The following is a 24,981-nucleotide window of genomic DNA, read 5'->3' as shown; positions in this document are numbered from 1 at the left end:
TAATTATAGTCTTTAACAGGGTATGTGTTCAACAGTAAATTAAGCTATAACTTAAGGGAGGCGGGTTTGAACCGAGAGGAGTTTAAAAAAAAGGAAAAAAAATCCATATACACCTACTATTCCTATCCCCATATTTTTGTATTTAATGTATAATTCAGAAGTGTAATAGTCAAAAAGTGGGTTTTAAAGGCGTATAAATATAGAAATAGCCATACCTACTATTTTCGAGGAGGAAGTTTAATGTTTGGTAAAGTTGCTGCAGATATGCTTGGTTTAAGTGATGTAGGTAGTGTTATTGAACCGAAAAATTATGACAAAGTTGATTCTGACGATTATGTAATGCATGAAGATAATGAAAAAATTTATTTCTTAATTAAATCAAAATCAGATGAGTATTGCTTTACGAATAAAGCTTTAATTCATTTAGACGGTACAAGTGCAATAAGTAAAAAGCGTACACTTCATCGTTATAATTATCACACTCATAAAATCACACATGTTTTACTTGAAACAGCTGGTACAATTGATTTAGATGTTGAAATTAAGTTCAACATTGGTGGTAGAGAGTTATCGATTGATGTTCATAAAAAACATATTGAACAAGTTAAGGATCTATATAAAGCGTTACTAATGATTGCCGAAATTAGTCATGAAAACGAAAAAGCACTAGGGTATGCGAAAGAAAGCATCGAAATCGCTTCTACAACATTAGGCCGCGTAACTTCAAATGAAAATAATTTAGTGAACAGTTTTAAAGAAATTAATGAAGCTGCTTTTGAATGGTTAATGAAGTCAAGAGAGCAATACAAAGTTAAAGATTTCGGATCGGTATTTGAGAAGTATATTAATAATTAATTATGTAAAGAGAGAGGTCTCATAAGTCTAAGTACTTATGAGACTTTTTGTGTCTTAGATTAGAGAAATGTGATTATAAGGATTTATGAGTAAGTTAAAAGGCAAAAAGATTGAATATAGTACCTCATGAGTGGTTCCTGAGTAAGTAAAAGAGCAAAAAAATGGATTATAGTACCTCATGAAGGGTTCATTAGTAAGTAAAAAAGCAGAAAAATGGATTATAGTACCTCATGAGTGGTTTATGAGTAAGTAAGAAAGCAGAAAGATGGAATAAAACAATATTAAACAAAGAAAACTCTCAAGGATCTTATTACCTTGTGAGTTTTCTTTGTTTAAAGATCATAATTAATTAAAACTTCTGCTTTTTGACGATTTAAAATAGTAGCATCGGGACATCGTTTTTTTATTTCTTGTAAAAAACCTTCTTCATCTTTAGGAAGTGAAAGTAAGGCAAATCCGTACTTTTTGTATTCGATTTTTAAACGTTTGAAGGTCCATGCAGGTGATGAAACTGGATTATTGGAGAAAGTAACTGTTCTGATTTCACTGTATGGAATGAGAATTGTTATAAAACCAAATTTTGATTTGAATTCAGTTTCGGTTAATTCATGGTATGTGTTGAATAATGCCCAAACAAGAACAATCAATATTGGTAATAGAAAGACAAAGACTACTAAACTTATGATGATTCCTGTGCGATCAGCTTCAATAAAGCTGATGATGGGAACTGAAATAATGATGGGAATTAAGCTCAGAATTAGGACGATTAATAGAGGGTTTTTCTTCACTTTAAATTTCATGCCGACTCCTTGATCCTATCCTAATATTTGATTTAAATGATGCTTCATATGGTCAATGTAGTCAGTAAATAACCAACTTAATGTAACAGATTCTTCATTTTGACTAATATATTGTAGTTTCCATTGGTCTTCTGAAATGTTTACGAGCACATTCATGAAACGTGAATTTAGGGCAGTCCATAAAGTAAGAATTTCTTCAATTGTATAGCTATTTTGATAATCATTTAATTCTACCCATGAATTTTGTTTATAAAGCTCCAAAACTAGTTCATCATTAGATGACAATCGATCTATAAATCTTTTATGATTCATAGTCGCAGAATCGCAAAGATGTCCAAGGATTTCTTTTTTAGACCATTTTGTAGTATTTGGTTTAAAATCTGTATTCGATAAGGCTCTGATGATTTTTGGAACAGATTGGATTAGACTACTATATTCGTTCATTAAATTATTCATCTAAATATTCCTCCTTCGTTTCTACATGTTATGAATATGTTTAAACATTTTTCTTTATGAGTCTTTAGACAAGCCATAGGTGAATAGGTTATTAGTAGGACAATCTTGGAGGTGGCTTGATGTTAATCTTTTTGCTTTATGTCGGATTGTTAATTGGAGTGTTAGCAGTTTATAAAGATGCCATTAAGCGGGATGTTAGTAATCTTGGGTTTCAAATGATCGGTTATTATGTACTAGCTTCTTTACCATTTAGGTTATTTTGGTTACCGATCCCTTTTGGATTTTTGATTTGTTTATTTTTATTATCTAAACCGATGCTTCGATATAAAAAACAAAAACAAGTTGCTAGCCTATTAGGTTTCATTATATTTATAGTAGATGCTGTATTCTAAATATATGTTTAGAATACAGCTTTTTTTTTTTTGATGTTTTCAAATTCCTTTAGAATGCACTTTAGGAATATCATTTTTTAGCAATTTTTAATGCCTTTTCGGTATTAGCAAAATGTAGTTTCGTTAAACTTCTTAAAGCTTCAAAACCTTTTGATTTAATTAGTTTTGCAGCGGCTTGATCAACTTTTGCTCCGGCACCTTTTGGTAAGGTCATGCCAGCTTTTTCACTTAATTGATCCATTTGTTGTAGGAAAGCATAGCGGGCTAAGATAGAAGAAACTGCAACTGAGAGATGCAAACCTTCTGCTTTAGTAGCAAATTGAACTTTATCTCGAATAACTTCTTTTGTTCCTTTTAAATATCCGTAGTACAGATTTGGAGGAGTAAATTGATCAATTAAGATTGCATCATATTTTTTATCTTCCAATTTCGAAATAGTATTTCGAATTGCTTGGTTATGTAAAAGAGCCTTTAGTTTGTTCATATTATAGCCTTTTTCTTGCATAGCATTGTATTTCTCATTATGTAGTACTAAGAGGCTGTAGGTTACGACATGAACAATTTTTTTTGCAATGCTACATATGGCATCGTCAGTTAGTTCTTTGGAATCTTTTACTCCTAATTCTTTTAATAATTCGAATTGACTTGGTTCTACAAAGGAAGCTACTACTGTCATTGGTCCAAAGTAGTCGCCTGTACCAACTTCATCACTACCTATTACTGCAAGACTTGAAAAGTTTTTTGGTAAAGTTGAATTCGTATTTGTAGGGTTTACCTTTTTAGTCGTTTGGCTAGCCGATTTGCCTTGCCATTTACTTACTTCAGCATTACAATTTGAGCCTTGAAACATTACTTTACCAGATTTATATGCAGTGATTGTACAGCCACTTGGTTTGGCCATAAATACTCCACCTTGTGGTACTTTTGATTGAAGGCTACTTTGGTAGTGTGTTTTCATCTTTAAGAGAGTATCCTCAGAAACTGTTAATACAGTGTTTGACATAAATTTCTCCTTTATAAATGGATATTTTCCAATACTTTTGATTGTATTGAATTTCATGTTATAGTTAAGGTTAGAATGTTTATAGCTGAATGGAGGTATGAAGTTGTCCAATTCTTCATCGAAACAAAAACTAAATGTAACTATTTATGGGCAACATTATGCAATTACTGGTGACGAGTCAACAGATCATATTCGCCATGTTGCCTCAATTGTAGATGATAAAATGAAAGAAATAAATAAAAAGAATCCTTTATTAGATACTAATAAATTAGCTGTATTGACAGCAATAAATATTGTAAGTGATTATGTAAAATTAAAAGAAAGAGCTGAAATGCTCGAAAAATTATTAGAAAAACAAACGAAAAGTGAGCAGAAAGAGAATGATTGATTTAATTATACTTATTATTTTTAGTTTAGGAATTTTGACAGGTTGGAAAAGAGGATTTATTAGCAGCCTTGTACGATTACTAGGTTTTTTACTTTCCATATACCTAGCTTATCATTATTATGAGCAGACCGCTACTTCGCTTAAAAAAATATTTCCAATTCATATAAGCGGTGGTCAGGTCGTAAATGCAGAGCAGTTTGTGTATGAAATTATAGCTTTTGCTTTGCTATTTATTGGGACAAGGTTAGTTATTTCATTTATAGGTTCGTTATTAAATGGTGTTTTCCAATTACCTGTTTTAAAGCAGATGAACTCCTTATTAGGTGGTATTTTTGGCTTTATAGAGGTTTATTTATTTTCCGTTTTGGCGCTTTTTATAGCGTTAATCGTACCAATCGATACGCTTCATGTTTTATTACATAAATCAAATATTGCGTATTTTATGGTTCAACATACACCATTTATATCTAATCAATTAATGGAATTATGGAACGGATTTTCTAGTTCTGAAATACTTTAATCGAGTTTTTAGTGAAAAAATAATTTCTATGTTAAGTAGGTGACTTAAAATGCACAAAAAAGAGTTAATTAAACTGTTAGAACAAATTGCTACTTATTTAGAACTAAAAGGTGAGAATGCTTTTAAAATATCAGCATTTCGTAAAGCGGCAAATGCATTAGAAACTGATGAAAGAAGTCTTGAGCAAATCGACGATTTTACTGCTATAAAAGGAATCGGAAAAGGGACTTCTGCAGTCATTTTAGAATATATCGAAACTGGTAAAAGTACGGTATTGGAAGAACTACAAGAGTCATTGCCGAAAACTTTACTACCTTTACTTAGACTACCAGGATTAGGTGGGAAAAAAGTAGCTAAGCTTTATCAGTCATTACAAATTGAGAGCATGGAGCAGTTAAAAGAAGCATGCTTAAATGGTAAGTTACAAGGGTTAGCTGGATTCGGTAAAAAGACAGAGAAAAATATTTTAGAATCAATCGAGGAGTTTGGTAAGCAGCCTGAACGCTTGCCACTAGCAGATGTATTACCGATTGCTGATAAAATTGAAGCTTATTTAGCAGGAATGAAGGATGTTGAAAAGTATTCAAGAGCAGGAAGCTTACGAAGAGTACGTGAAACAGTTAAAGATTTAGACTTCATTGTTGCATCAAATAAACCGGAAAGCATTAAAGAACAATTACTTTCGATGCCGGAAATCGTTCGAATAATTGCACAAGGGGATACAAAAGTTTCTCTTGTTTTAAAAGGTGTTGAATATGAGATTTCAGTTGACTTCCGAATTATTCAACCTAAGGAGTTTGCTACAACGCTACATCATTTTACTGGTTCTAAGGATCATAATGTAGCTATGCGTCAATTGGCTAAAGAACGTGATGAAAAAATTAGTGAGTACGGTGTTGAGAACGTTAATACTGGAGAAGTTTTAACATTTGAAAATGAAGAAGATTTTTATGCTCACTTTAATTTACCTTGTTTTCCACCTGAAATTCGAGAGGATGGAAAGGAAGTTTCAACTTTTACAAACGATTACCCATTAATTCGTTTAGAAGATATGAAATCTGATTTACATATGCACTCTACTTGGAGTGATGGTGGCTATTCAATCGAAGAAATGGCAGATGCATGTCGTGCTAAGGGGTATAAATATATTGTCATCACAGACCATTCACAATATTTAAAGGTTGCGAACGGTTTAACTCCTGAGCGCTTATGGAAACAAAAAGAAGAAATTTTGCGTGTTAATGAAAAATACACTGATTTTACAATTCTACATGGGGTAGAAATGGATATTTTACCTGATGGAACGTTAGATTATGAAGATGATGTTTTACGTTCACTTGATTTTGTTATTGCATCAATTCATTCTAGCTTTAGTCAAGATGAAGAGACAATCATGATGCGTTTGAAAAATGCAATGAGAAATCCATTTGTTAGCATGATTGGCCACCCAACAGGACGAAAAATTGGCAGAAGAGCTGGGTACAAAGTAAATGCTGAAGAATTAATTTCTGTAGCAAAAGAAACAGGTACAATTTTAGAATTAAATGCAAATCCAAATCGATTAGATTTAAATAAAGAAATGTTAATGATGGCTGCGGAAGCTGGTGTGATGCTATCAATTAATACTGATGCACATAACATTGATATGCTAGAGCATATGACTGTTGGGGTTAGTGCGGCCAAGAAAGCATGGTTAAAAAGAGAAAATATTGTAAATACATTTGAATTACACGAACTTTTAAGTTTGATTGAAAGGAAACGTAATCGAGTGTAAGGAGGTTCCGACGGGGTATGCAACGTACGTTAAGAGTTTTAGAGTACGATAAAATAAAAGAACAATTACTTAAACACGCTTCATCTTCACTAGGTAAGGAACGTATAAAAAACCTATTACCAAGTACTAGTTATGATGAAGTTGTAGAACTACATGAATCAACCGACGAAGCTGTGAAAGTTATTCGTCTGCGAGGAAATGTACCTCTTGGTGGATTATCAGATATTAGAATGCAAGTAAAAAGAGCAGATATTGGTGGAATGCTGTCTCCTTCTGAGCTAATTGCGATTTCGGGTGTTACATATGCTGGGCGTCAAATGATTCGATTTATTGAGGGCTTAATTGAGAGTGAAGTAGAAATTCCATACTTAGAATCATTAAGTGAGCAAATTATTCCTTTATTAGAATTAGATAAAAATATAAAGGCTGCTATTGGTGATAATGGAGAAGTTTTAGATGACGCTAGTGTGACGCTTCGAACAATTCGTGGACAAGTTCGAACAGCTGAAGCTCGAATTCGTGAAAAATTAGAGAATCTAACTAGAGGTACAAATGCACAAAAAATGTTATCAGATTCAATCGTAACGATTCGTAATGATCGTTTCGTTATACCAGTAAAACAAGAATATCGACATGTTTATGGTGGTATTGTTCATGATCAATCTTCTTCTGGTCAGACATTATTTATTGAGCCACAAGCTGTCGTTACATTAAACAATAGTTTACAAGAAGCAAAGGTTAAAGAAGAGCAAGAAATTGAGAAAATTTTAATGGCATTAACGGGTCAAGTAGCTGAGGCATCAGCGGATTTATTGCAAAATGTTGAAATTTTAGCTGAAATGGATTTCTTATTTGCAAAAGCTAACTATTCGCATTCAATTAAGGCAAGTAAACCAATTTTAAATAACGATCGATATTTTAAATTAAAAAAAGCACGTCATCCTCTAATTCCAAGGGATATAGTAGTAGCTAATGATATTGAATTAGGTAAAGATTTTACTACGATTGTCATTACAGGTCCAAATACGGGGGGGAAGACGGTTACTTTAAAAACGATTGGTATTTGTGTTTTAATGGCACAATCTGGTCTACAAATTCCTGCACTAGACGGTTCAGAAATCTGTGTGTTTGAGCAAATTTTCGCCGATATTGGGGATGAACAATCAATCGAACAAAGCTTAAGTACATTCTCTTCTCATATGGTGAATATTGTAGATATTTTAAAACATGTTAATCATAGTAGTCTTGTATTATTTGATGAATTAGGAGCTGGAACTGACCCGCAGGAAGGTGCAGCTTTAGCAATCTCAATTTTAGATGAGGTCAGTGAATACGGTGCAAGAGTAGTAGCTACAACGCATTATCCTGAATTAAAAGCATATAGTTACAATCGAGAGCACGTTATGAATGCTAGTGTTGAATTTGATGTCGAAACATTAAGTCCGACTTATCGACTATTAATTGGTGTTCCAGGTAGAAGTAATGCATTTGAGATTTCTAGAAGACTTGGACTTTCAAATCGTGTAATTGAAAAAGCAAGAAATCATGTAAGTGAAGAAAGTAATGAAGTTGAAAATATGATTGCATCTTTAGAAACGAGTAGAAAAGGTGCAGAAACAGAATGGAAAGAAGCAGAAGATTTCCGTAAAGAATCAGAGCGTGTATTCAAAGACTTACAAAAGCAAATGATGGAATTTTATGAGCACCGTGATGAATTATATCGTGGAGCACAGGAAGAAGCGAAAAAGCGTGTCAGAGTTGCACAACAAGAAGCTGAGGAAATTATTAAAGAGCTAAGATCGTTAAAGAATAACCAATTAGCTTCTATTAAAGATCATGAATTAATTGAGGCAAGAACTCGTTTAGAAGGGGCAATTCCTTATGCTCCAAAGAAAACAATTCCTCAAGCCGCTCCGAAGAAACAAAGAAAGCTTCGTGAAGGTGACGAAGTAAAAGTAATTAGTTTTAACCAAAAAGGGACACTACTTGATCAAGTTAGTGAAGGGGAATGGCAAGTTCAACTCGGTATTATTAAGATGAAAGTTAAAGAAAAAGATATTGAATATATTAGTTCACCTAAAGAAGTAAAAGAACGAACTGTTACCTCTGTAAAAGGTAAGGATTTTCATGTTAATCTTGAGCTGGATCTTAGAGGTGAAAGATATGAAGATGCACTAATTCGTGTTGAAAAATATATCGATGATGCATTATTAGCCGGTTATCCAAGAATTAATATCATTCATGGAAAAGGAACTGGTGCACTGAGACAAGGGGTACAGGAATACTTAAAAAAACACAGATCAGTAAAATCCTATCGATATGGAGCAGCCTCCGAGGGCGGAATTGGTGTTACTGTTGTCGATTTAAAATAAGGTAATAGGGGTTCTAAGATGGAAAAGTTGGCAAAAATATTATTTGCGGTTTGTGCAGTATTTTTAATTTGGGGAATTTTGTATGTAACAGTTATTAAATAAAGTAATTGAGACTAGCATCATTAGTGTATTTCTATTAATTTATGTAGACGTTCAAAAATCTTACATAAAGATGAACCTAGAAGACATAACCTGAGTTAGTCTCTTTTTTTTAGAAAGGTGAATTGGCTTGAAGAAAATCATTTTAGCATTAGTCATCTTTGTAATTGTCTTTGTTGGATTTAATGGTTTTCAACATAAACACCAAAAGAAGATAAATGATGTAAATAAAGATATTATTGTGCAAAGAGATGTACGTTACACAAATCCTGCCCAAGTTCCACAAACCTTTGATATATACCGATCAAAAAATTCTCATGGTCCATCGCCGACGTTGATATTTGTTCATGGCGGTTCTTGGAGATATGGAAGCAAAGCGTTAAATAAACGTTGGAGTACGATTTTTAATGAAATAGTAAAAGATGGATATACAGCAATTAGTATAGACTACACACTTTATTCAAAAGAAAATTATTCATATAACTTTCCAGTTCGTGACGTAAAAACAGCAATCGACTTTATTTACAGAAATTCAACTGAATTAGGAATTGATCGCAATCAAATTGGGATCGCTGGAGCTTCTGCTGGTGGACACTTAGCCTTATTAACTGGTCTTCAGCCTGATATACAAAACAAAATAAAATATATTATTGCTTGGTATCCAATTTCAGACTTAACGACGATGAATCAATCTCCTTCTTCAAGAAGTTCAGAAATTGTAGATAAATATATGAATAGTACTGTTGATCAAATGACAGATGAGTATAATCGAATGAGTCCTATTCAATATGTAGAAATGACAAAAGTCCCAATCTTTATCGTACATGGAACAGGAGATAAGCTTGTTCCGTTCAGTCAATCTAAGCGATTTGCTAAAAAAAGTCCAAAAATGGTTACGTTAATTGCACTAAAAAATGGAAATCATGGATTTACAAATCTTTCGGTACAAAAATCTACCAATGATACGATAAATTATTTAAAGGCAAGATTAAAAAAGTAAGGAGTATCAATGAATCATATAAATAAAATTCTATTTCTAACGAAAGAGCATTGGAATCTATTATTACTAGCTGATCCATCAAAAGAAATGGTAGATAAATATATTCAAAAGAGTAATATTTATGAAGTACTAGAACAAAAAATACTCGTCGGTGTATTAGTATTAATGGAAAATTCAAGTGAAGAGGTTGAAATTAAAAATATTGCAATTGATCCGACCTTCCAAGGACAAGGATTTGGAAAGAATTTAATCCACTATGGAATTAATGAATCTAAAAAACTTGGTTATTCGAAAATTTCGATCTGTACCGGTAACTCAAGTACATACCAATTAGCATTATATAAAAATTGCGGATTTCAAATCAGTACTGTTTTTCATGATTTCTTTATTGATAATTATGATGAAGAAATATGGGAAAATGGCATACAGTGTAAGGATTTAATCAAGCTAGAACAATATTTGTAAAAAAAGCTACCTAAGGCTTAGGTAGCTTATTTTTATTCAATATACCGTTTGACATACATCACGTAAGTATTACGGTCTTGATCAACTTCATTTGAAGTTTGCTCGTAAATTTGATGATTTATTGTTATATAAGTTGATTGAAGCCAAGAAAGTAGATCCAATTCATCTCCACTCTCATAGAAATGAATTTCATCAAAAGTATCGACATCTCTAATTTCAATGCCTAACGGTCTGGTTAAATGGTAAAAAGGAGTATTTTCCATGTCAGATTCAATTACTTCAATTACATATCGATCTTCCTCGATATAAGAGCCTCTATTCTCGTAAACGAAACCATTTAAAATAAAGTAATCGCAATATCTTCTTGTAAAGATTTGGACCTTTGATAAAAATGGAAAATGGTAAATAGGTCGTGTAAATTCTCCATCAAGTAATCGATATTCAAGAACAAAGATGTTGTCTGTATTAAACATTGTTCAAACTCCTTTAATAATTGTATATACATTAGTATATAACACAGTTTAGGATAGAAATGTATGTATTTATATATTGAATTAGGAGAATACAATGTCAAAAACATCAAAATTAATGAAAAAAGTGAGTATTGCCTTAACAAGTGGTATCGTAATAAGTTCATTAACCGGGTGTGGATCTGAACCAGAGTCGATTGAGACAACTGATAATTCTTATGAATCAAGTCAACCGGTCTATGAAAATACAAAGCAAGTAAATGAGGTTGATGAGGGGACGACGACTGAAGATAGTATTGATGAGACTGATTATACTGATAGTGACGAAATAGATTTTGCGTACACAGATACGGAAATGCCTGATGATGAAAATTGTAGTGATTGGGAATTTGACTATGAAGATAATATTTGGATTTGTGATGATACTTCAAGCTCATTTTACCGTAATTTTTTCTTTTTAGGCTCATTCTTTGCAACAAAAAATATGTTATATAGCAACAATGATTTTAATCAATACAAATCCTCAGGCATGATTAAAAGTACAAATTCCTCAGTTAAAAAAAGTGGTTTTGGCAGTGGAGTTTCTGGGGGATTTGGAGGTTAGTTTAAAAGATAACGAGAGTAAGTGGGATAGTTCAAGCTAATTTCTATATACTTTCTGAAAGGGATTAGTTTAGTATAGAATAGAATAATTTTCAATACTCGAAAGGAGATCCCAATGTCAAAAACATCATTATTAATGAAAAAAGTTAGTATCGCATTAACGAGTGGCTTAGCAGTAAGTGCATTAGCCGGCTGTGGTTCTCAAAATGCTGACCGACCAGATAAACCGAAAAATGAAGATTGCCGTGATTGGGAGTTTGATGATGACGAAGGTGTTTGGGTTTGTGATGATAGCACTAGTCATTACTACCATAGTTATTATCATGGCGGAATATTTTATCCTACAAGAACGGCACTTCATGCAAGTAGTTCTTATAAGAGCTACAAATCTTCTAGTAAATATGCAGGGCATACTTCATCTTCAAGTAAAAGTGGTTTTGGAAAAGGTTCATCTGGAGGATTTGGTGGTTAATAATGGATAATGCGAATTTACAGAATCACAGACGAAAACGTAAAGAAGTATATCAAGAACTTCCGGATTTTTGGGCGGATTTACAAGATTCATATTATGCTTTATTAGACTATTATCCATTGACTGAAAGTGAAGTTGATGAAATTCATTCAATTACGGAACAAATTGGTAAAATCTATGATAAGACTGCTCGGTTAATGAGACAATTACCAGATGATATTTTTTATATGCTTGGTTATTCAAAGGAAATCGTACCTTTTTTACGTCATAAAACGATTGAAAGTGAAGGAATCATTAGAAGAATTGACCTTGTTCGTACAAAAGATGGTTGGAAACATTATGAATGCAATAGTGACACCCCTACTTTTATTATGGAGACCCATCATGTCAATGGTTACATTACGGATTATTTTAACTTGAAGAATCCTAATGCTGATAGTGAAATGAAACTTTCTTATGTCATAAATCATGTTGTTAACAAAAGCATAAAAGGGTTAGATAAACCAATTATTGTTTTTACAGCTCATGGTGATCATGAAGAAGATTGGAAGACAGCTAAATATATCCAATCCCTATACAATGGCAAGAGTCAATTAATAGCGCTAGAAGATTTACAGATTATTGAAAACGATGGACTTTATACACCTAAAGGGGAACGAATACACATTCTTTACCGACAAACCTATCCAATTGAACATCTAGAGCTTGATCAATCTTCAGATGGAACAAAAATTGGCCTGGCACTATTAGAACTTGTAAAAGAAGGGAAATTGATTATTTTTAATCCATTATCTTCATTCTTACTACAGTCCAAGGCTGTTCAAGCATTAATTTGGAATTTACATATAGAGCAATCAGATGTTTTTACTGTAGAAGAACATGATGCAATTAGAAAACATTTTCTGCAAACATTTTTAGAGCCAGATTTCTTTATAGAAAACAATCTTCCATATGTTGAGAAACCTGCATTTGGCCGTGAAGGAGATTCAATTAAGATTATTAACGGAGAAAACCGTCAACAAAGTAAACAAAATAACTATCAAGATCAAGTTATGGTGTTTCAACAATATTCACCTTTACCTATGAAAAGGGTTATGACTCCTGATGGAATGCTAGATTTACATGTATTAATAGGTAGTTTTTTAATTAAAGAAGAATACGGCGCAATTGGTGTACGTGCTGGGAATATTATTACCGGAAACGAAAGTTGTTTTTTACCAATAGGAATCGTTGAAGAAAAAAATTAATTAATGAGGGGATGAGAAGATAAATGGATAGTATTGTTAGTACTTTAATGTATTTAGGATCAGGACTTATTCTTTTATTTATTGGATTTTTAGCTTTTACTTTTACCACTAAGATGAGTGAACAAAAATTAATTTTAGAGGACGGTAATATTGCCGTTGCACTGAAATTAGCGGGAAAATTAGTAGGCTTAGCCATTGTTATTATGTCAGCAGCAAAGTATTCAGTTAACTATGGTGATTTCATTATTTGGAGCTTAGTTGGTATTATCGCTCAAATGGTTACATATTGGATTGCAGAATTTGTATTATTTCCGAAAATTTCATTTGCTAAAAAGGTAGAAGAAGGAAATATTGCAGTAGCTGCTTTATTGTTTACTTTAAGTGTAACAGTAGGTTTATTAATTTCAGGTAGTATTTCATATTAATCAGACTGCCCGCCAAACGCTCGCTTTCTTCGTTGCTTCGCCTGCCTGCGCGGTGCTCATTACCGTCTAGGGTAACTCCGCTCCTCATCAGGCTTCGCGCCTCGAAAGACAAGCGCTTTCAATCAGTCTGAAAATCTGGTTTTTAGAACTTTGTTAACACATTGAAATGAGAATGCTAGAATGGTATTCTCATTTTTTCGTTTCTGTCTTTAGTCTAATCAAGTTAAATAAACTGATAAACTAATTAAGATAGTTACCTTTAATTAAAATTCTTTAAAATGTATGCTTAATGTATATGAATTACATTTAAACTTCAAAGGGGGAAGAGCGTTGACTTTAGAAATAAAACAGCTTTCTAAAAATTTTGGAGATACTATTGCCGTTAACGAATTGTCATTGACTTTGCCTACAGGAAGAGTATTAGGTTTATTAGGTAGAAATGGGGCAGGTAAAACGACCACCATAAAAATGTTATTAGGTCTTCTTACACCTACAAAAGGAGAAATAACTTGGAAAGGGAGCCCATTTAAATCCGATAAAGTTAAGGTAGGGTATTTACCAGAAGAAAGAGGATTATTTACCAAAAGCAAAGTTGTTGATCAGCTTAAATATTTCGGGAAATTAGAAGGGATGTCTAATAAAGAGGTTGATGTAGCAATAACATATTGGCTAGACCGTCTAGAAATACCACATTACCGAAATAAAAAGGCAGGGGAGCTTTCAAAAGGTAACCAACAAAAAATTCAACTAATTGTAACTTTATTACATAACCCTGAGTTGATTATTTTAGATGAGCCATTTAGTGGACTAGATCCAGTTAATGCGGAGTTAATGGCTTCAATTATTACCGAACAAATTCAGAAAGGGAAAACGGTCATATTATCAAGCCACCGTATGGATCAAGTGGAGGCTTTTTGTGAGCATGTTTGTATACTTAAGAACGGTAATGTAGTCGCAGAAGGTAGTTTAAATAGCTTAAAAGAAGACTATGGGTATAGAAATTTAATTTTAGAAGATATAACATCGATTAAACAAATACTAGATTCCAATAATGTAAGTTATGAACAAAAGCAATTAGGAATTTACGTAAAGGTAAAAAGTGATGAGGAGGCTTTTACGATTTTAAATCGTATTAAGTCAGAATTGGGTTCTATAAAGAAGTTCCAATTATTAGAACCTACACTAAATGATATCTTTATAGAGAGGGCGAAATAAATGAAGAAGTTTAGTACGGTCTTTTTATTTCATTTACGTGAAGGTCTTTTGGCGAGAGCAACGATGATTATGAGTGTTATTTTATTTGTATTAGTCGTTGGATTATTTGGAGTACAAAAATATTTTGCTGGTACAGAAAAAAGTAATAAGGATAAAGATAAAATTGCTTTAATCGATAATTCGAAAAATTATTCGGTAGATCTTGCTAGTTTAAACAAAACGATTAAATCTGCAAAGATCGAGCAGAGCGATGCATCGAAAGAAAAAGATTTAAAAAATCAAATTGAAGATGGTTCAAAAGATGGACTGCTTATTCTTTCCGAAAAGAACAATGTTCCTTCAATTCAATATACGTATAAAAAGTTTTCAAATAGTGAAGTGCTTTCAGTCGTAAATATGTCTTTGCAGCAAAATTACTTAAATAAAACTGCCCAAGATTTAAAGCTATCGCCTGAATCTGCAACTAAGTTATTGCAAAAAGTAGAAGTAAATGAAAATGTTCTAAAAAATCCTATGGCGACATTCGGAATTGCTTACTTTTTCGGTTTCTTATTGTATATGTTTCTATTAATTTATGGAAACTCAATTGCAACAGGAATTGTTGCTGAGAAGTCTTCTAGGGTAATGGAAGTATTACTACCAAAAGTAAGTCCTGTCGTGACTTTATACGGGAGAGTCATTGCGGTATTTTTTGTAGCTTGTGCACAATTAATTGTATTAGGAATAGGATTTCTTTTTGCCAATCTATTAGGCTGGGTTAATACGAATGCGATATCTTTTTTCGGAATGAAAATAGATTTAGAGGCATTAGATACAACAACCATCATTGCATTCGTAGTTTATTTCTTATTAGGTTATTTACTTTATGGTTTACTTTACGCTGCAATTGGATCAGTTGTTTCAAGAACAGAAGAGCTTCAAATGGTTCTGATGCCAATTACTATTTTAGTCGTAGCGGCATTCTTTATTAGTATTAATGCATTAGTAAATCCAGGTGGTACATTTGTTCAAATTAGCTCATATATTCCATTTTTTGCTCCACTTGTAGCATTTTCTAGATTTGTAAGTGGAGAAATGAATTTTATAGAAATAAGTGCTAGTATATTAATTTTAATCGTTTCAATAATGATATTAACTCGTGTTGCTAGCCGTATTTATGTTAATGGGGTAATGTATTACAGTGAAAAAGTAAAGTGGAAAGATGTAGTTAGATTATTAAAAAGACAATAAAAAAATAGATCTCATAGGTCAAATTGCTGACTCCCTGAGATCTATTTTTTTATTGTTTAATTTTCTGTTGTATGATTATGATCCTCTTCTACTATACTACTTTTAGCATCCTGCTGTAGAACTTCTAATTCTCCAATTACAATCTCTGAAACACGTTTATATCCTCTAGTTTTATTTGGATGCATACTATCAATTAAATAAAATTCACCATTCATTCTATTCCACCCAACAGTAGAGTATAGGTCGATGCATGGCAATGCGTAAAAGGAAGCTACTTCTTTAACAGCTCTAGCATAATCAGATGTTAAATAACCGGCTTTATTTTTATCTTCATATTTTCCGTTGTGATATCTAGGTACAGGCGTCATAAGAATAATCCTACAATTTGGTAACCTTGTTTGTATTTTTTCAATCATTGAACACAAAGCACCGATAAATGTAGAATCGTCTAAATTGGGTCGTTCATTTGTTGGGAACCCTTTTCCTAAAGGAATACCTCTACCAAAGTCATTTGTTCCACCCATTATTGTTAAAAGTTGAGTATTAAGTGGAATCGTAGCATTGATCCTTTGACTGTTACACATACTTGATAAAATTTCTGTCGTTCCATTTGGCTGTGGTTTAGGTGGTTGACCTTTGTAATTTCCATTCTTATCAATCCAGGCAATCGAACCATTTTCAGCTACAGTTGTCCCGCCAATCCCTCTATTAACATGCGTCAAGCCTAACTTTTCCGCAACAGCAGGCTGCCATCCGTTAGACGAAGTGATACTATCTCCGTAACTAATCCATATTTTTGATTTGTAACCGGTTATTTTTTTTCCTTTTGCCTCAGCTATATTTGTAAATAATGAATTAAAAATACGTTTTACATACGATGTTAATCTTGCCATAGCAATCACCCTTTTTACATATTTACTTCATAAACATGTAAAGCCTATTTACTAAAAATGAAATTACAATGACAGTACAGGATTTTGCAGTATGTAACATTTTATATATAAAAATTATTCTATATTACATTTATACAAATAAAATCAACTTAACAAAACTTTAAATCAATTGTAAAAAATGTTTATTAAAAGAAAGTTGCTCTTCGATCTTAGGAAAACAAAAAAAAGCCTGTAACTTATATTCAGTCTAAGATACAGGCTATACTTTTCAGTAACTAATGGTGCTTATAAATATTATTATCGGAGCTTTTTTTATGAAGATCCCTATAATTAACTGAATGAGACCAATAAGAAATATGAATGGATACAATACCCACAATACGCTGCCCAGCCATCTCCTTCGATAATAGCGTACGTAATTCCAATGGCAAATGAGAAAAATGGTCCAATGGCTACCATATTTGCGATACCCCATATGATATATTTTCGTTTTCTAGATTGGCCTATAGTAAATTCGAGAGCAAGAACTGCGCCAAATAAGGCGATCAACATTGCTATAACAATTGCCAAATCAAGTCACTCCTCACTAAGGTAAACCACTATATTTTGATGCGGTTTTATACTGCTATATAATGCAGTCTAGTTAGTTGACTGATCCTGCGGTATTTTATCAATTAAATTAGTGTATGAATCTTGAATTCTCTTTGTTATGTCTCCACGCTTTCCTAAACCGATAGAATAGGATTTTTCATCAATTAAAACTGAAGTAACAGGTAGGATGTCGGAAACGGATGCTGTTGTAAAAGCTTCATCTGCATTTAAAAGTTCATCAATTGAGAAAGGAATCTCTTTTACTTCGAGTTTTTCTTTTTTTGCAATTTCAAGTACCACTTTTCGGGTAATGCCATTTAGAATTAAGTGATTGGCAGGATGAGTGAATAGAGTAGAGTTTTTTACGATAAAAACATTTGTTGCTGATCCTTCTGTAATGATCCCATCTCTATGCAAAATGGCTTCTTTTGCTCCTTTAGCGTAAGCCTCATTTTTTACTAAAACACTACCTAATAAGTTTAAACTTTTTATATCACAGCGAAGCCATCGAATATCATTCGTTATGAAAGCAGTTATTCCTTTTTCCATCTGCTGTAATGGTCTATGATCTTCTCTTACTGTATATGCAATCAGTTGTGGCTTTAAATTAGCTTCGTCTTGGTAAATATGATTGCGGTTCATTACACCCCTACTAATTTGGATATAAACATATCCATTATCGTAATCGCAAGTATTCATTAAATAAACTAAATCACTTTCAAGCTTTTTTAGGTGCATTTTAAAAGGAATTAATATTTTTTCACAGCTTTCCTTCAAGCGAATTAAATGTGCATCGAGTTCAAAATATGACTTATTGAAAAAACGAATAACCTCATAAACGCCATCTCCGAATTGATAACCCCGATCTAAAATATTTACATTTGCAGATTTTAAATCGACAATACGGTTGTTTAAAAGAACCTTTGCTTTCATATGAACCCCACTCCCTATTATCATTTAAGTCTGTTTGATTTAACGTTTTCAAATAGTATGGACTTTAAATTTATGACCTTTGTAAACACTGTTTATTATGATACATTCAATATATCACAAGTTTATTAAATATTTTGTAAAAAGGAGAGAGACAATGAAATTATTAATTTTAGGTGCTAGCGGACTAGTTGGGAAGGCTTTAATAAAAGAATTTTCTCTTGATTATGACGTTTATGGAACGTTTAATCAAACAAAATTAGATTTGAAAAATGATCATCAATTACAATGGGATATTAATGATTCAGAGAAAATTTTGACGTGGATTGACCATATTTGCCCAGATGTAATTGTTTCTTGTTTACGTGGAGATTTTAATGTTCAATTTGAGGCGCATTCTAAAATAGTTGAAAAATTAAAATCAACTTCAACGAAATTTTTATTTTGTTCTACAACAAATGTTTTTGATGGAGAAGTTTCAAAGCATCACGCTGAAAACGATCTTCCTGTTGCCGAATCAGATTATGGACAATTTAAAATAAAATGTGAAGAATTAATTAAGAATGAGATTGGCGATAATGGGATCGTATTAAGATTGCCAATGGTTTGGGGAAAACAATCACCAAGACTAAATGAAATAAAAGATAAAATAGAAAAGGGTCAAGAAATTGACGCATATGATAATATTTTTTTAAATCATGCAATTGATACAGGAATTGCTAAGCAAGTAAGAAAAATTATTGAAAATGATTTAAAAGGGATATTTCACCTTGCAACAACTAATATTGACTCGCAATACTCATTTATTTTTAAACTTGTAAAAAGTTTATCAAATGATGGAAAAGTCAAATCTCTCACTTTAGAAAACTTTGATGAATACAATTTTGGATTATTGACTAATCGCACCGATATGTCACCTAATTTTTACTATGATAGCGATGAAGTAATTGATCAATTAGTTCATTAAATTCCAAAAAATATTCAAAATCCACCAGTGATTAAATATTCTTAATATTTTGATTGTATAGCTGAAATTTGTAACATATACTAATTTTAGTATGAACATACTTTTAAAATACTGGTGGTGAATGGTATGGAGGAACCAAGAGTAAAGCCTTGGGTGAGTCAGTATCCAGAGCAAATACCAGCTACATTAGACGAACAGTTTAATTTATTACCAACATATTTAAAGCAAACAGCTTCAAAATATCCAGCTAAGAAAGCGCTTAATTTCCTTGGGAAATCGATGACGTTTAATGAAATTTATATTCAGTCTTTAAGATTCGCCAATTTTTTAAGGAATTTAGGAATTAAAAAAGGCGACCGAGTTGCAATTATGCTTCCTAATTGCCCTCAAGCAGTGATTGCTTATTATGGGATTCTTTTTGCAGAAGCAATTATCGTCCAAACAAATCCGCTATATACAGAACGTGAGCTTGAATATCAAATGAATGATAGTGGTGCGACAGCTATTATTTGTTTAGATTTATTAATTAATAGAGTGTATGAAGTAAAAAAATCTACTAATCTACAACATATTTTTGTTACTGGGATTAAGGACTATTTACCATTTTTTAAAAAGCTGTTATATCCATATTCAAAACAGCCAAAGGCACCTGAGCTTCCTAATGATCACTCGATTCATCAATTTAGTTTTATTATGCAAATATCTGCACCGATTGAACAGGATCTCTCAAATAGTAGTGTAGAAGATGTAGCAATCCTTCAATATACTGGAGGAACAACTGGATTTCCTAAAGGTGTCATGCTTACACATAAAAATTTAGCATCAAATACGTTAATGGCAGAGAAATGGTTATATAAAAGTCAGAAGGGCCAAGAAAAGATTTTGACTGTCTTACCATTTTTTCATGTATATGGAATGACGACATGTATGAATTTATCAATCATGTGTGCGTATGAAATGATTATCGTTCCTAGATTTGATGCAACTCAAATGCTTCAGGCGATCAATAAATATCGACCTACATTGTTCCCGGGTGCACCAACAATGTATATTGCATTATTAAATCATCCTGATTTAAAGAATAACGATATCTCATGTATTCATGCTTGCTTAAGTGGGTCTGCAGCGCTACCTGTTGAAGTTCAAGATCAATTTGAAAAGGTAACAGGTGGAAAATTAGTAGAGGGCTATGGGTTATCAGAAGCTTCTCCAGTTACACATAGTAATTTCCTATGGGATAAGCGAGTCACGGGTAGCATTGGAGTTCCTTGGCCAAGTACAGATGCTAAAATAGTATCTCTAGAAACTGACGAAGAATTACCTTATCGTGAAATTGGTGAATTAATCGTTTCAGGACCACAAGTAATGAAGGGGTATTGGAATCGACCAGAGGAAACTGCAACGACGTTAAAAAATGGCTGGTTATATACAGGTGATTTAGGCTATATGGATGAAGAAGGCTTCTTTTATATCGTTGACCGTAAAAAAGATATGATCAATGCAGGAGGGTTTAACGTTTACCCTAGAGATATTGAGGAAGTATTATATGAACACGAGGCGATTAAAGAAGCAGTTATAGTTGGTATTCCTGATGCATATCGTGGAGAAACAGTGAAAGCTTATATTGTATTAAAAGAAGGAAAATCAGTGACTGAGGCTGAATTAGATGATTTTTGTCGGAAATATTTAGCAGCTTATAAGGTTCCAAGAATTTATGAATTTAGGAATGAATTACCTAAAACAATGATTGGTAAAATCTTAAGAAGAACATTACTAGAAGAAGAAAAACAAAAGAATACGCAACCTGAGGATTCTGATGAAAATTTAATTTAATAATATAAGGGGGATGATCATATAAGCATCCCTCTTTATTTACGAACTGTTATCAAAATACTATGCTAAAATAAATTTAAAGATTGATTAGAAAAGAAAACTGATAAAATTGAATGAAAGTACAAAGATTAAATAGTATATTAAAAGCTTTTGTAAAGAAATTTTATACATAAAAATATTACAGGACAATTGACAATTTTCTGATAAATTTGTATTATGAGAATATGAATGATTATTCATTCACTGTAAGAAGGGGTAATTAAAAAATGAAAAGAGATAAACCAAAATATAAACAAATAATTGATGCTGCAGTTGTTGTAATTGCTGAAAATGGTTACCATCAAGCGCAGGTTTCTAAAATTGCAAAACAGGCTGGTGTAGCTGACGGAACAATTTATTTGTATTTTAAAAATAAAGAATCCATCTTAATTTCACTGTTTGAAGAGAAGATGGGAAATTTTACTGAAAAAATTCGTGAAAAAATTGAAGGTAAACCGGACGCGATATCGAAATTATTAATGTTGGTAAAAACTCACTTTTATGAAATGTCTAAAGATTCTCATTTAGCAATCGTTATGCAATTGGAAGTAAGACAAACTAATATTGACCTGAGATTAAGAATAAATGAGGTACTAAAAGAGTATCTACATATCATTGATTCAATTTTAAATGAAGGAATTAATAGTGGTTTGTTCGACAAACAATTGGATATTCGTACAGCTAGACAAATGATCTTCGGCACAATTGATGAAGTGATGACCCATTGGGTAATGACCGGTCAAAAACAAGATTTAGAGTCAAAAGCCGATAAAGTTCACCAACTTTTAATAAGAGGATGCGGGTACCAAAATTAACGTTCTAGTACATTTTGAAAAATAGGGAGGAATAGTCGTGAGTTTAATTCAATGTAAAATATCCGATGGTATTGCATTATTAACAATTCAAAATCCACCAGCAAATGCAATGTCTTCGGTTGTATTTGCTGATTTAGTTAACCGTTTAGATGAATTAGAAAATAACAATGATGTAAGCGTTTTAGTTGTGAATGGAGAAGGTAGATTTTTCTCTGCAGGTGCAGATATTAAAGAATTTACTTCTTTCAAAAATGCTGAAGATGCAGCAACTGTTGCAAGAAGAGGTCAACTAGTTTTTGATCGTGTTGAAAATTATTCTAAGCCGATCATCGCAGCAATTCACGGAGCTGCATTAGGTGGCGGACTAGAATTTGCAATGAGCTGTCATATTCGAGTTGTTGCAGAAAACGCAAAACTTGGTTTACCTGAATTAAACTTAGGAATTATTCCTGGATTTGCAGGTACACAACGATTACCACGTTATGTAGGTAAAGATAGAGCGTTAGTTATGCTTGCGACTTCTGAACCAATTTCTGGTGTTGAAGCTGGTAAAATTGGATTAGCTACAATTGTAGTACCAGAAGAAACTTTATTAGATGAAGCAAATGCATTAGCAGCTAAAATTGCTAATAAAAGTATGCAATCAATTCAATATATTCTACAACTACTATCTTCTACTAGAACTACTTCATATCATGAAGCGGTGGAAGAAGAGTCTAAATTATTTGGAGAAATTTTTACAACTGAAAATGCAAAAGAGGGTATTTCGGCATTTTTAGAAAAAAGAAAACCAGTGTTTAATAAATAAGTAGTTTAATATTTTAAAAAAATAGATGTAGTTACATTTCCTGGGAGGGTATAACAATGAACATTTATGTACTATTAAAAAGAACATTTGACACTGAAGAGAAAATTACAATTTCAAATGGTGCAATCCAAGAGGATGGCGCTGAATTTATTATAAATCCATACGATGAGTATGCAGTTGAAGAAGCAATTCAAATTCGTGACGCTCATGGTGGCGAAGTAACTGTTATAACAATTGGTAACGAAGATAGTGAAAAAGAACTTCGTACAGCACTAGCTATGGGTGCTGATAAAGCTGTATTAATTAACGTTGAAGATGACGTTACAAATGCTGATCAATATACAACTTCTAAACTTATTGCTAAATACTTAGAAGATAAAGATCCTTCAATTATTTTAGCAGGTAATGTTGCAATTGATGGAGGTACTGGTCAAGTAGGTCCACGCGTTGCTGAATTATTAAATATTCCTTACGTGACAACAATTACTAAAATTGACATTAATGGTACAACAGCTACAATCGAACGTGATGTAGAGGGAGATACAGAAATCATCGAAACATCTTTACCATTATTAATCACTGCTCAACAAGGCTTAAATGAACCAAGATATCCTTCTTTACCTGGTATTATGAAAGCTAAGAAAAAGCCTTTAGATGAATTAGAATTAGATGATCTAGATTTAGAAGAAGATGAAGTTGAAGCAAAAACGAAAACAATTGAAATTTACCTACCTGCGAAGAAAGAAGCGGGCAAAGTTTTAACTGGTGAATTAAAGGATCAAGTAAAAGAATTAGTTTCGTTACTACGTTCTGAAGCAAAAGTAATCTAATTTTATTGAATAGTAGAACTTAAATAATAGATTAATATCGTAATAGATAATTTTGGAGGGAAATAACATGTCACGTAAAGTATTAGTATTAGGCGAAGTTCGTGAAGGATCACTACGAAATGTTTCATTTGAGGCAGTAAGTACGGCTAAAACAGTTGCTGAGGGCGGAGAAGTAGTTGCTGTATTAGTAGGTAAATCAGTTAGTGCATTAGCTACTGAAATGATTCAATACGGTGCAGATCGTGCAATCGTTGTTGAAGATGAAAAATTAGCATCATATACTTCTGATGGATATTCTCAAGCACTTTTAGCAGTTATTGACCAAGAAAAACCAGAAGGTCTAGTATTCGGTCATACAGCTTTAGGTAAGGATTTATCTCCTAAACTTGCTGCTCGTATGCAAAGTGGACTTATTTCAGATGTTACAGCTATCGAAGTAGCTGGTGGAAATATTGTTTTCACTCGTCCGATTTACTCAGGTAAAGCATTCGAGAAAAAAGTTATGGTAGATCCATTTATTTTTGCGACAATCCGTCCAAATAACATTTCAGCATTAGAAAAAGATGCTACTCGCACTGGTGATGTAGCAACTGTTTCAGTTGAAATTAAAGATTTACGTTCAATCGTCAAAGATGTTGTGCGTAAAGCGAGTGAAGGTGTAGACCTTTCAGAAGCAAAAGTGGTTGTTGCTGGTGGCCGTGGAGTTAAGAGTGAAGAAGGCTTTAATCCATTAAAAGAATTAGCTTCAGTACTAGGTGCTGCTGTAGGTGCATCTCGTGGTGCATGTGATGCTAACTATTGCGACTACTCTTTACAAATTGGTCAAACTGGTAAAGTTGTAACACCTGATTTATATATTGCATGTGGTATTTCAGGAGCTATTCAACATTTAGCTGGTATGTCAAACTCTAAAGTAATTGTTGCAATTAACAAAGATCCAGAAGCTAATATCTTCAAAGTAGCTGACTACGGAATCGTTGGTGACTTATTCGAAGTATTACCTTTATTAACTGAAGAATTTAAAGCTGTATTAGTTAACTCTTAATATAGAAGTTATAAATGATAGCCCACAAGAACAGTATCTTGTGGGTTTTTTCGTGTTTTTAGTGTACGTTATGAAAAAAATTCAGATAAAAAAGAAGGGATTCAAAAGTACTTTAACTTTTGTAACACCTCCTTTATCGTTCTTCTATTCGTTTAGAAGTCATTGTCATTACATCCTAACAATGACTGATCCACCGCCACTTGTTACAACTTGATTTTGTTTTTGTTCTAGTTGTCTAAGTAATTCATTATTTGCTTCGATTGCTTTTACAAGGTTTGTAATTTGATTTTCAAGATTCATGAACATTTGCATGATTGATTGATGATCAGTTTGTACATGACCTTGAACACCGTTTCTCATAGGATGTTGGGGATGATGCGGATGTGAATTCCAAAATGGATGATGATGCATACTTTTACCTCCAATTTCTAGACCAATGTACTA

Annotated in this window: 28 protein-coding genes; 20 read left to right on the top strand and 8 right to left on the bottom strand. The window is 32.6% G+C overall.

Features of this window, described 5'->3' with window-relative positions; translation table 11 throughout:
- Positions 1 to 240 precede the first annotated feature (240 nt).
- Positions 241 to 855 carry a PH domain-containing protein gene (locus tag ACFVRR_RS13120; RefSeq protein WP_387329050.1) on the top strand — a complete coding sequence of 205 codons (615 nt, stop codon included), beginning with the start codon at positions 241 to 243 and terminating at the stop codon, positions 853 to 855.
- Positions 856 to 1,187: 332 nt separating this feature from the next.
- Here the strand turns inward: ACFVRR_RS13120 and ACFVRR_RS13115 are convergent, their stop codons facing one another.
- Complete coding sequence (locus tag ACFVRR_RS13115; RefSeq protein WP_387329047.1) at positions 1,188 to 1,655, bottom strand: PH domain-containing protein; 468 nt, start codon at positions 1,653 to 1,655, stop codon at positions 1,188 to 1,190.
- A 15-nt stretch (positions 1,656 to 1,670) separates the two neighbouring features.
- The gene (locus ACFVRR_RS13110) at positions 1,671 to 2,111 is read right to left on the bottom strand and encodes a DinB family protein (RefSeq protein ID WP_387329044.1); all 441 of its coding nucleotides are present in this window, start codon (positions 2,109 to 2,111) and stop codon (positions 1,671 to 1,673) included.
- Positions 2,112 to 2,230: 119 nt separating this feature from the next.
- On the opposite strand from ACFVRR_RS13110, the gene ACFVRR_RS13105 reads away from it, so the two are divergent.
- Positions 2,231 to 2,503 (top strand): hypothetical protein, encoded by a 273-nt coding sequence (locus ACFVRR_RS13105; protein ID WP_098232550.1) that lies wholly within the window; start codon positions 2,231 to 2,233, stop codon positions 2,501 to 2,503.
- Positions 2,504 to 2,573: 70 nt separating this feature from the next.
- Here the strand turns inward: ACFVRR_RS13105 and rnhC are convergent, their stop codons facing one another.
- A complete protein-coding gene (gene rnhC / locus ACFVRR_RS13100) occupies positions 2,574 to 3,506 on the bottom strand; it encodes a ribonuclease HIII (RefSeq protein ID WP_387329040.1) in 933 nt (310 codons plus the stop codon).
- A 97-nt stretch (positions 3,507 to 3,603) separates the two neighbouring features.
- On the opposite strand from rnhC, the gene zapA reads away from it, so the two are divergent.
- The 6 genes from zapA to ACFVRR_RS13070 all read left to right on the top strand — a co-directional run bounded on the left by zapA (position 3,604) and on the right by ACFVRR_RS13070 (position 10,124).
- The gene (gene zapA, locus ACFVRR_RS13095) at positions 3,604 to 3,894 is read left to right on the top strand and encodes a cell division protein ZapA (protein ID WP_056472333.1); all 291 of its coding nucleotides are present in this window, start codon (positions 3,604 to 3,606) and stop codon (positions 3,892 to 3,894) included.
- Positions 3,887 to 4,414, top strand: coding sequence for a CvpA family protein (locus tag ACFVRR_RS13090; RefSeq protein WP_097978358.1), 528 nt, complete (start codon positions 3,887 to 3,889; stop codon positions 4,412 to 4,414). The genes zapA and ACFVRR_RS13090 overlap by 8 nt, the downstream gene beginning before the upstream one ends.
- A gap of 49 nt (positions 4,415 to 4,463) precedes the next feature.
- Positions 4,464 to 6,188 carry a DNA polymerase/3'-5' exonuclease PolX gene (gene polX, locus ACFVRR_RS13085; RefSeq protein ID WP_387329035.1) on the top strand — a complete coding sequence of 575 codons (1,725 nt, stop codon included), beginning with the start codon at positions 4,464 to 4,466 and terminating at the stop codon, positions 6,186 to 6,188.
- A gap of 17 nt (positions 6,189 to 6,205) precedes the next feature.
- Positions 6,206 to 8,560, top strand: a complete 2,355-nt coding sequence (locus ACFVRR_RS13080; protein WP_387329032.1) for an endonuclease MutS2 — start codon at positions 6,206 to 6,208, stop codon at positions 8,558 to 8,560.
- Between the two features lie 229 nt (positions 8,561 to 8,789).
- On the top strand, positions 8,790 to 9,659 hold the full coding sequence (locus ACFVRR_RS13075; RefSeq protein ID WP_387329030.1) for an alpha/beta hydrolase fold domain-containing protein: 870 nt from the start codon (positions 8,790 to 8,792) through the stop codon (positions 9,657 to 9,659).
- Between the two features lie 9 nt (positions 9,660 to 9,668).
- Positions 9,669 to 10,124 (top strand): GNAT family N-acetyltransferase, encoded by a 456-nt coding sequence (locus ACFVRR_RS13070; RefSeq protein WP_387329027.1) that lies wholly within the window; start codon positions 9,669 to 9,671, stop codon positions 10,122 to 10,124.
- A 32-nt stretch (positions 10,125 to 10,156) separates the two neighbouring features.
- On the opposite strand, the gene ACFVRR_RS13065 is transcribed toward ACFVRR_RS13070, so the two are convergent.
- On the bottom strand, positions 10,157 to 10,597 hold the full coding sequence (locus ACFVRR_RS13065) for a hypothetical protein (RefSeq protein WP_097978363.1): 441 nt from the start codon (positions 10,595 to 10,597) through the stop codon (positions 10,157 to 10,159).
- A 94-nt stretch (positions 10,598 to 10,691) separates the two neighbouring features.
- On the opposite strand from ACFVRR_RS13065, the gene ACFVRR_RS13060 reads away from it, so the two are divergent.
- The 6 genes from ACFVRR_RS13060 (at position 10,692) to ACFVRR_RS13035 (ending at position 15,786) form a co-directional block, all read left to right on the top strand.
- Positions 10,692 to 11,198, top strand: coding sequence for a hypothetical protein (locus ACFVRR_RS13060; protein WP_098566235.1), 507 nt, complete (start codon positions 10,692 to 10,694; stop codon positions 11,196 to 11,198).
- Positions 11,199 to 11,312: 114 nt separating this feature from the next.
- Complete coding sequence (locus tag ACFVRR_RS13055) at positions 11,313 to 11,669, top strand: hypothetical protein (RefSeq protein ID WP_387329022.1); 357 nt, start codon at positions 11,313 to 11,315, stop codon at positions 11,667 to 11,669.
- Between the two features lie 2 nt (positions 11,670 to 11,671).
- The gene (locus ACFVRR_RS13050; RefSeq protein WP_387329019.1) at positions 11,672 to 12,916 is read left to right on the top strand and encodes a glutathionylspermidine synthase family protein; all 1,245 of its coding nucleotides are present in this window, start codon (positions 11,672 to 11,674) and stop codon (positions 12,914 to 12,916) included.
- 23 nt (positions 12,917 to 12,939) lie between these two features.
- Positions 12,940 to 13,341 (top strand): DUF350 domain-containing protein, encoded by a 402-nt coding sequence (locus ACFVRR_RS13045; protein WP_069034569.1) that lies wholly within the window; start codon positions 12,940 to 12,942, stop codon positions 13,339 to 13,341.
- A gap of 330 nt (positions 13,342 to 13,671) precedes the next feature.
- Complete coding sequence (locus tag ACFVRR_RS13040) at positions 13,672 to 14,556, top strand: ABC transporter ATP-binding protein (RefSeq protein WP_335479214.1); 885 nt, start codon at positions 13,672 to 13,674, stop codon at positions 14,554 to 14,556.
- Positions 14,557 to 15,786 carry an ABC transporter permease gene (locus tag ACFVRR_RS13035; protein ID WP_387329014.1) on the top strand — a complete coding sequence of 410 codons (1,230 nt, stop codon included), beginning with the start codon at positions 14,557 to 14,559 and terminating at the stop codon, positions 15,784 to 15,786.
- Positions 15,787 to 15,842: 56 nt separating this feature from the next.
- Here the strand turns inward: ACFVRR_RS13035 and ACFVRR_RS13030 are convergent, their stop codons facing one another.
- From ACFVRR_RS13030 to dat, 3 genes are all read right to left on the bottom strand, one after another.
- Positions 15,843 to 16,679, bottom strand: a complete 837-nt coding sequence (locus ACFVRR_RS13030; RefSeq protein WP_387329011.1) for an SGNH/GDSL hydrolase family protein — start codon at positions 16,677 to 16,679, stop codon at positions 15,843 to 15,845.
- Positions 16,680 to 17,009: 330 nt separating this feature from the next.
- Positions 17,010 to 17,249, bottom strand: coding sequence for a hypothetical protein (locus ACFVRR_RS13025; protein WP_387329009.1), 240 nt, complete (start codon positions 17,247 to 17,249; stop codon positions 17,010 to 17,012).
- Positions 17,250 to 17,318: 69 nt separating this feature from the next.
- Positions 17,319 to 18,203 carry a D-amino-acid transaminase gene (dat, locus tag ACFVRR_RS13020; protein ID WP_387329006.1) on the bottom strand — a complete coding sequence of 295 codons (885 nt, stop codon included), beginning with the start codon at positions 18,201 to 18,203 and terminating at the stop codon, positions 17,319 to 17,321.
- 154 nt (positions 18,204 to 18,357) lie between these two features.
- Here dat and ACFVRR_RS13015 point away from each other — a divergent pair, with 154 nt between their 5' ends.
- From ACFVRR_RS13015 to ACFVRR_RS12990, 6 genes are all read left to right on the top strand, one after another.
- The gene (locus ACFVRR_RS13015; protein ID WP_387329004.1) at positions 18,358 to 19,167 is read left to right on the top strand and encodes a sugar nucleotide-binding protein; all 810 of its coding nucleotides are present in this window, start codon (positions 18,358 to 18,360) and stop codon (positions 19,165 to 19,167) included.
- Between the two features lie 126 nt (positions 19,168 to 19,293).
- Complete coding sequence (locus ACFVRR_RS13010; RefSeq protein WP_387329001.1) at positions 19,294 to 21,000, top strand: AMP-binding protein; 1,707 nt, start codon at positions 19,294 to 19,296, stop codon at positions 20,998 to 21,000.
- Between the two features lie 266 nt (positions 21,001 to 21,266).
- A complete protein-coding gene (locus tag ACFVRR_RS13005; RefSeq protein WP_056472373.1) occupies positions 21,267 to 21,854 on the top strand; it encodes a fatty acid metabolism transcriptional regulator FadR in 588 nt (195 codons plus the stop codon).
- Between the two features lie 37 nt (positions 21,855 to 21,891).
- Positions 21,892 to 22,662 (top strand): enoyl-CoA hydratase, encoded by a 771-nt coding sequence (locus ACFVRR_RS13000; protein WP_387328997.1) that lies wholly within the window; start codon positions 21,892 to 21,894, stop codon positions 22,660 to 22,662.
- 56 nt (positions 22,663 to 22,718) lie between these two features.
- The gene (locus tag ACFVRR_RS12995) at positions 22,719 to 23,492 is read left to right on the top strand and encodes an electron transfer flavoprotein subunit beta/FixA family protein (RefSeq protein ID WP_097978376.1); all 774 of its coding nucleotides are present in this window, start codon (positions 22,719 to 22,721) and stop codon (positions 23,490 to 23,492) included.
- 67 nt (positions 23,493 to 23,559) lie between these two features.
- Positions 23,560 to 24,537 carry an electron transfer flavoprotein subunit alpha/FixB family protein gene (locus tag ACFVRR_RS12990; RefSeq protein WP_335410758.1) on the top strand — a complete coding sequence of 326 codons (978 nt, stop codon included), beginning with the start codon at positions 23,560 to 23,562 and terminating at the stop codon, positions 24,535 to 24,537.
- A gap of 168 nt (positions 24,538 to 24,705) precedes the next feature.
- On the opposite strand, the gene ACFVRR_RS12985 is transcribed toward ACFVRR_RS12990, so the two are convergent.
- Complete coding sequence (locus ACFVRR_RS12985) at positions 24,706 to 24,948, bottom strand: hypothetical protein (RefSeq protein WP_097978378.1); 243 nt, start codon at positions 24,946 to 24,948, stop codon at positions 24,706 to 24,708.
- Between the last annotated feature and the right edge of the window lie 33 nt (positions 24,949 to 24,981).

This window comes from Gottfriedia sp. NPDC057948 (assembly GCF_042887255.1).
Classification (GTDB): Bacteria; Bacillota; Bacilli; order Bacillales; family Bacillaceae_G; genus Gottfriedia.
The sequence above is the reverse complement of the archived record's forward strand: the minus strand, read 5'-3'. Positions and strand labels throughout refer to the sequence as shown.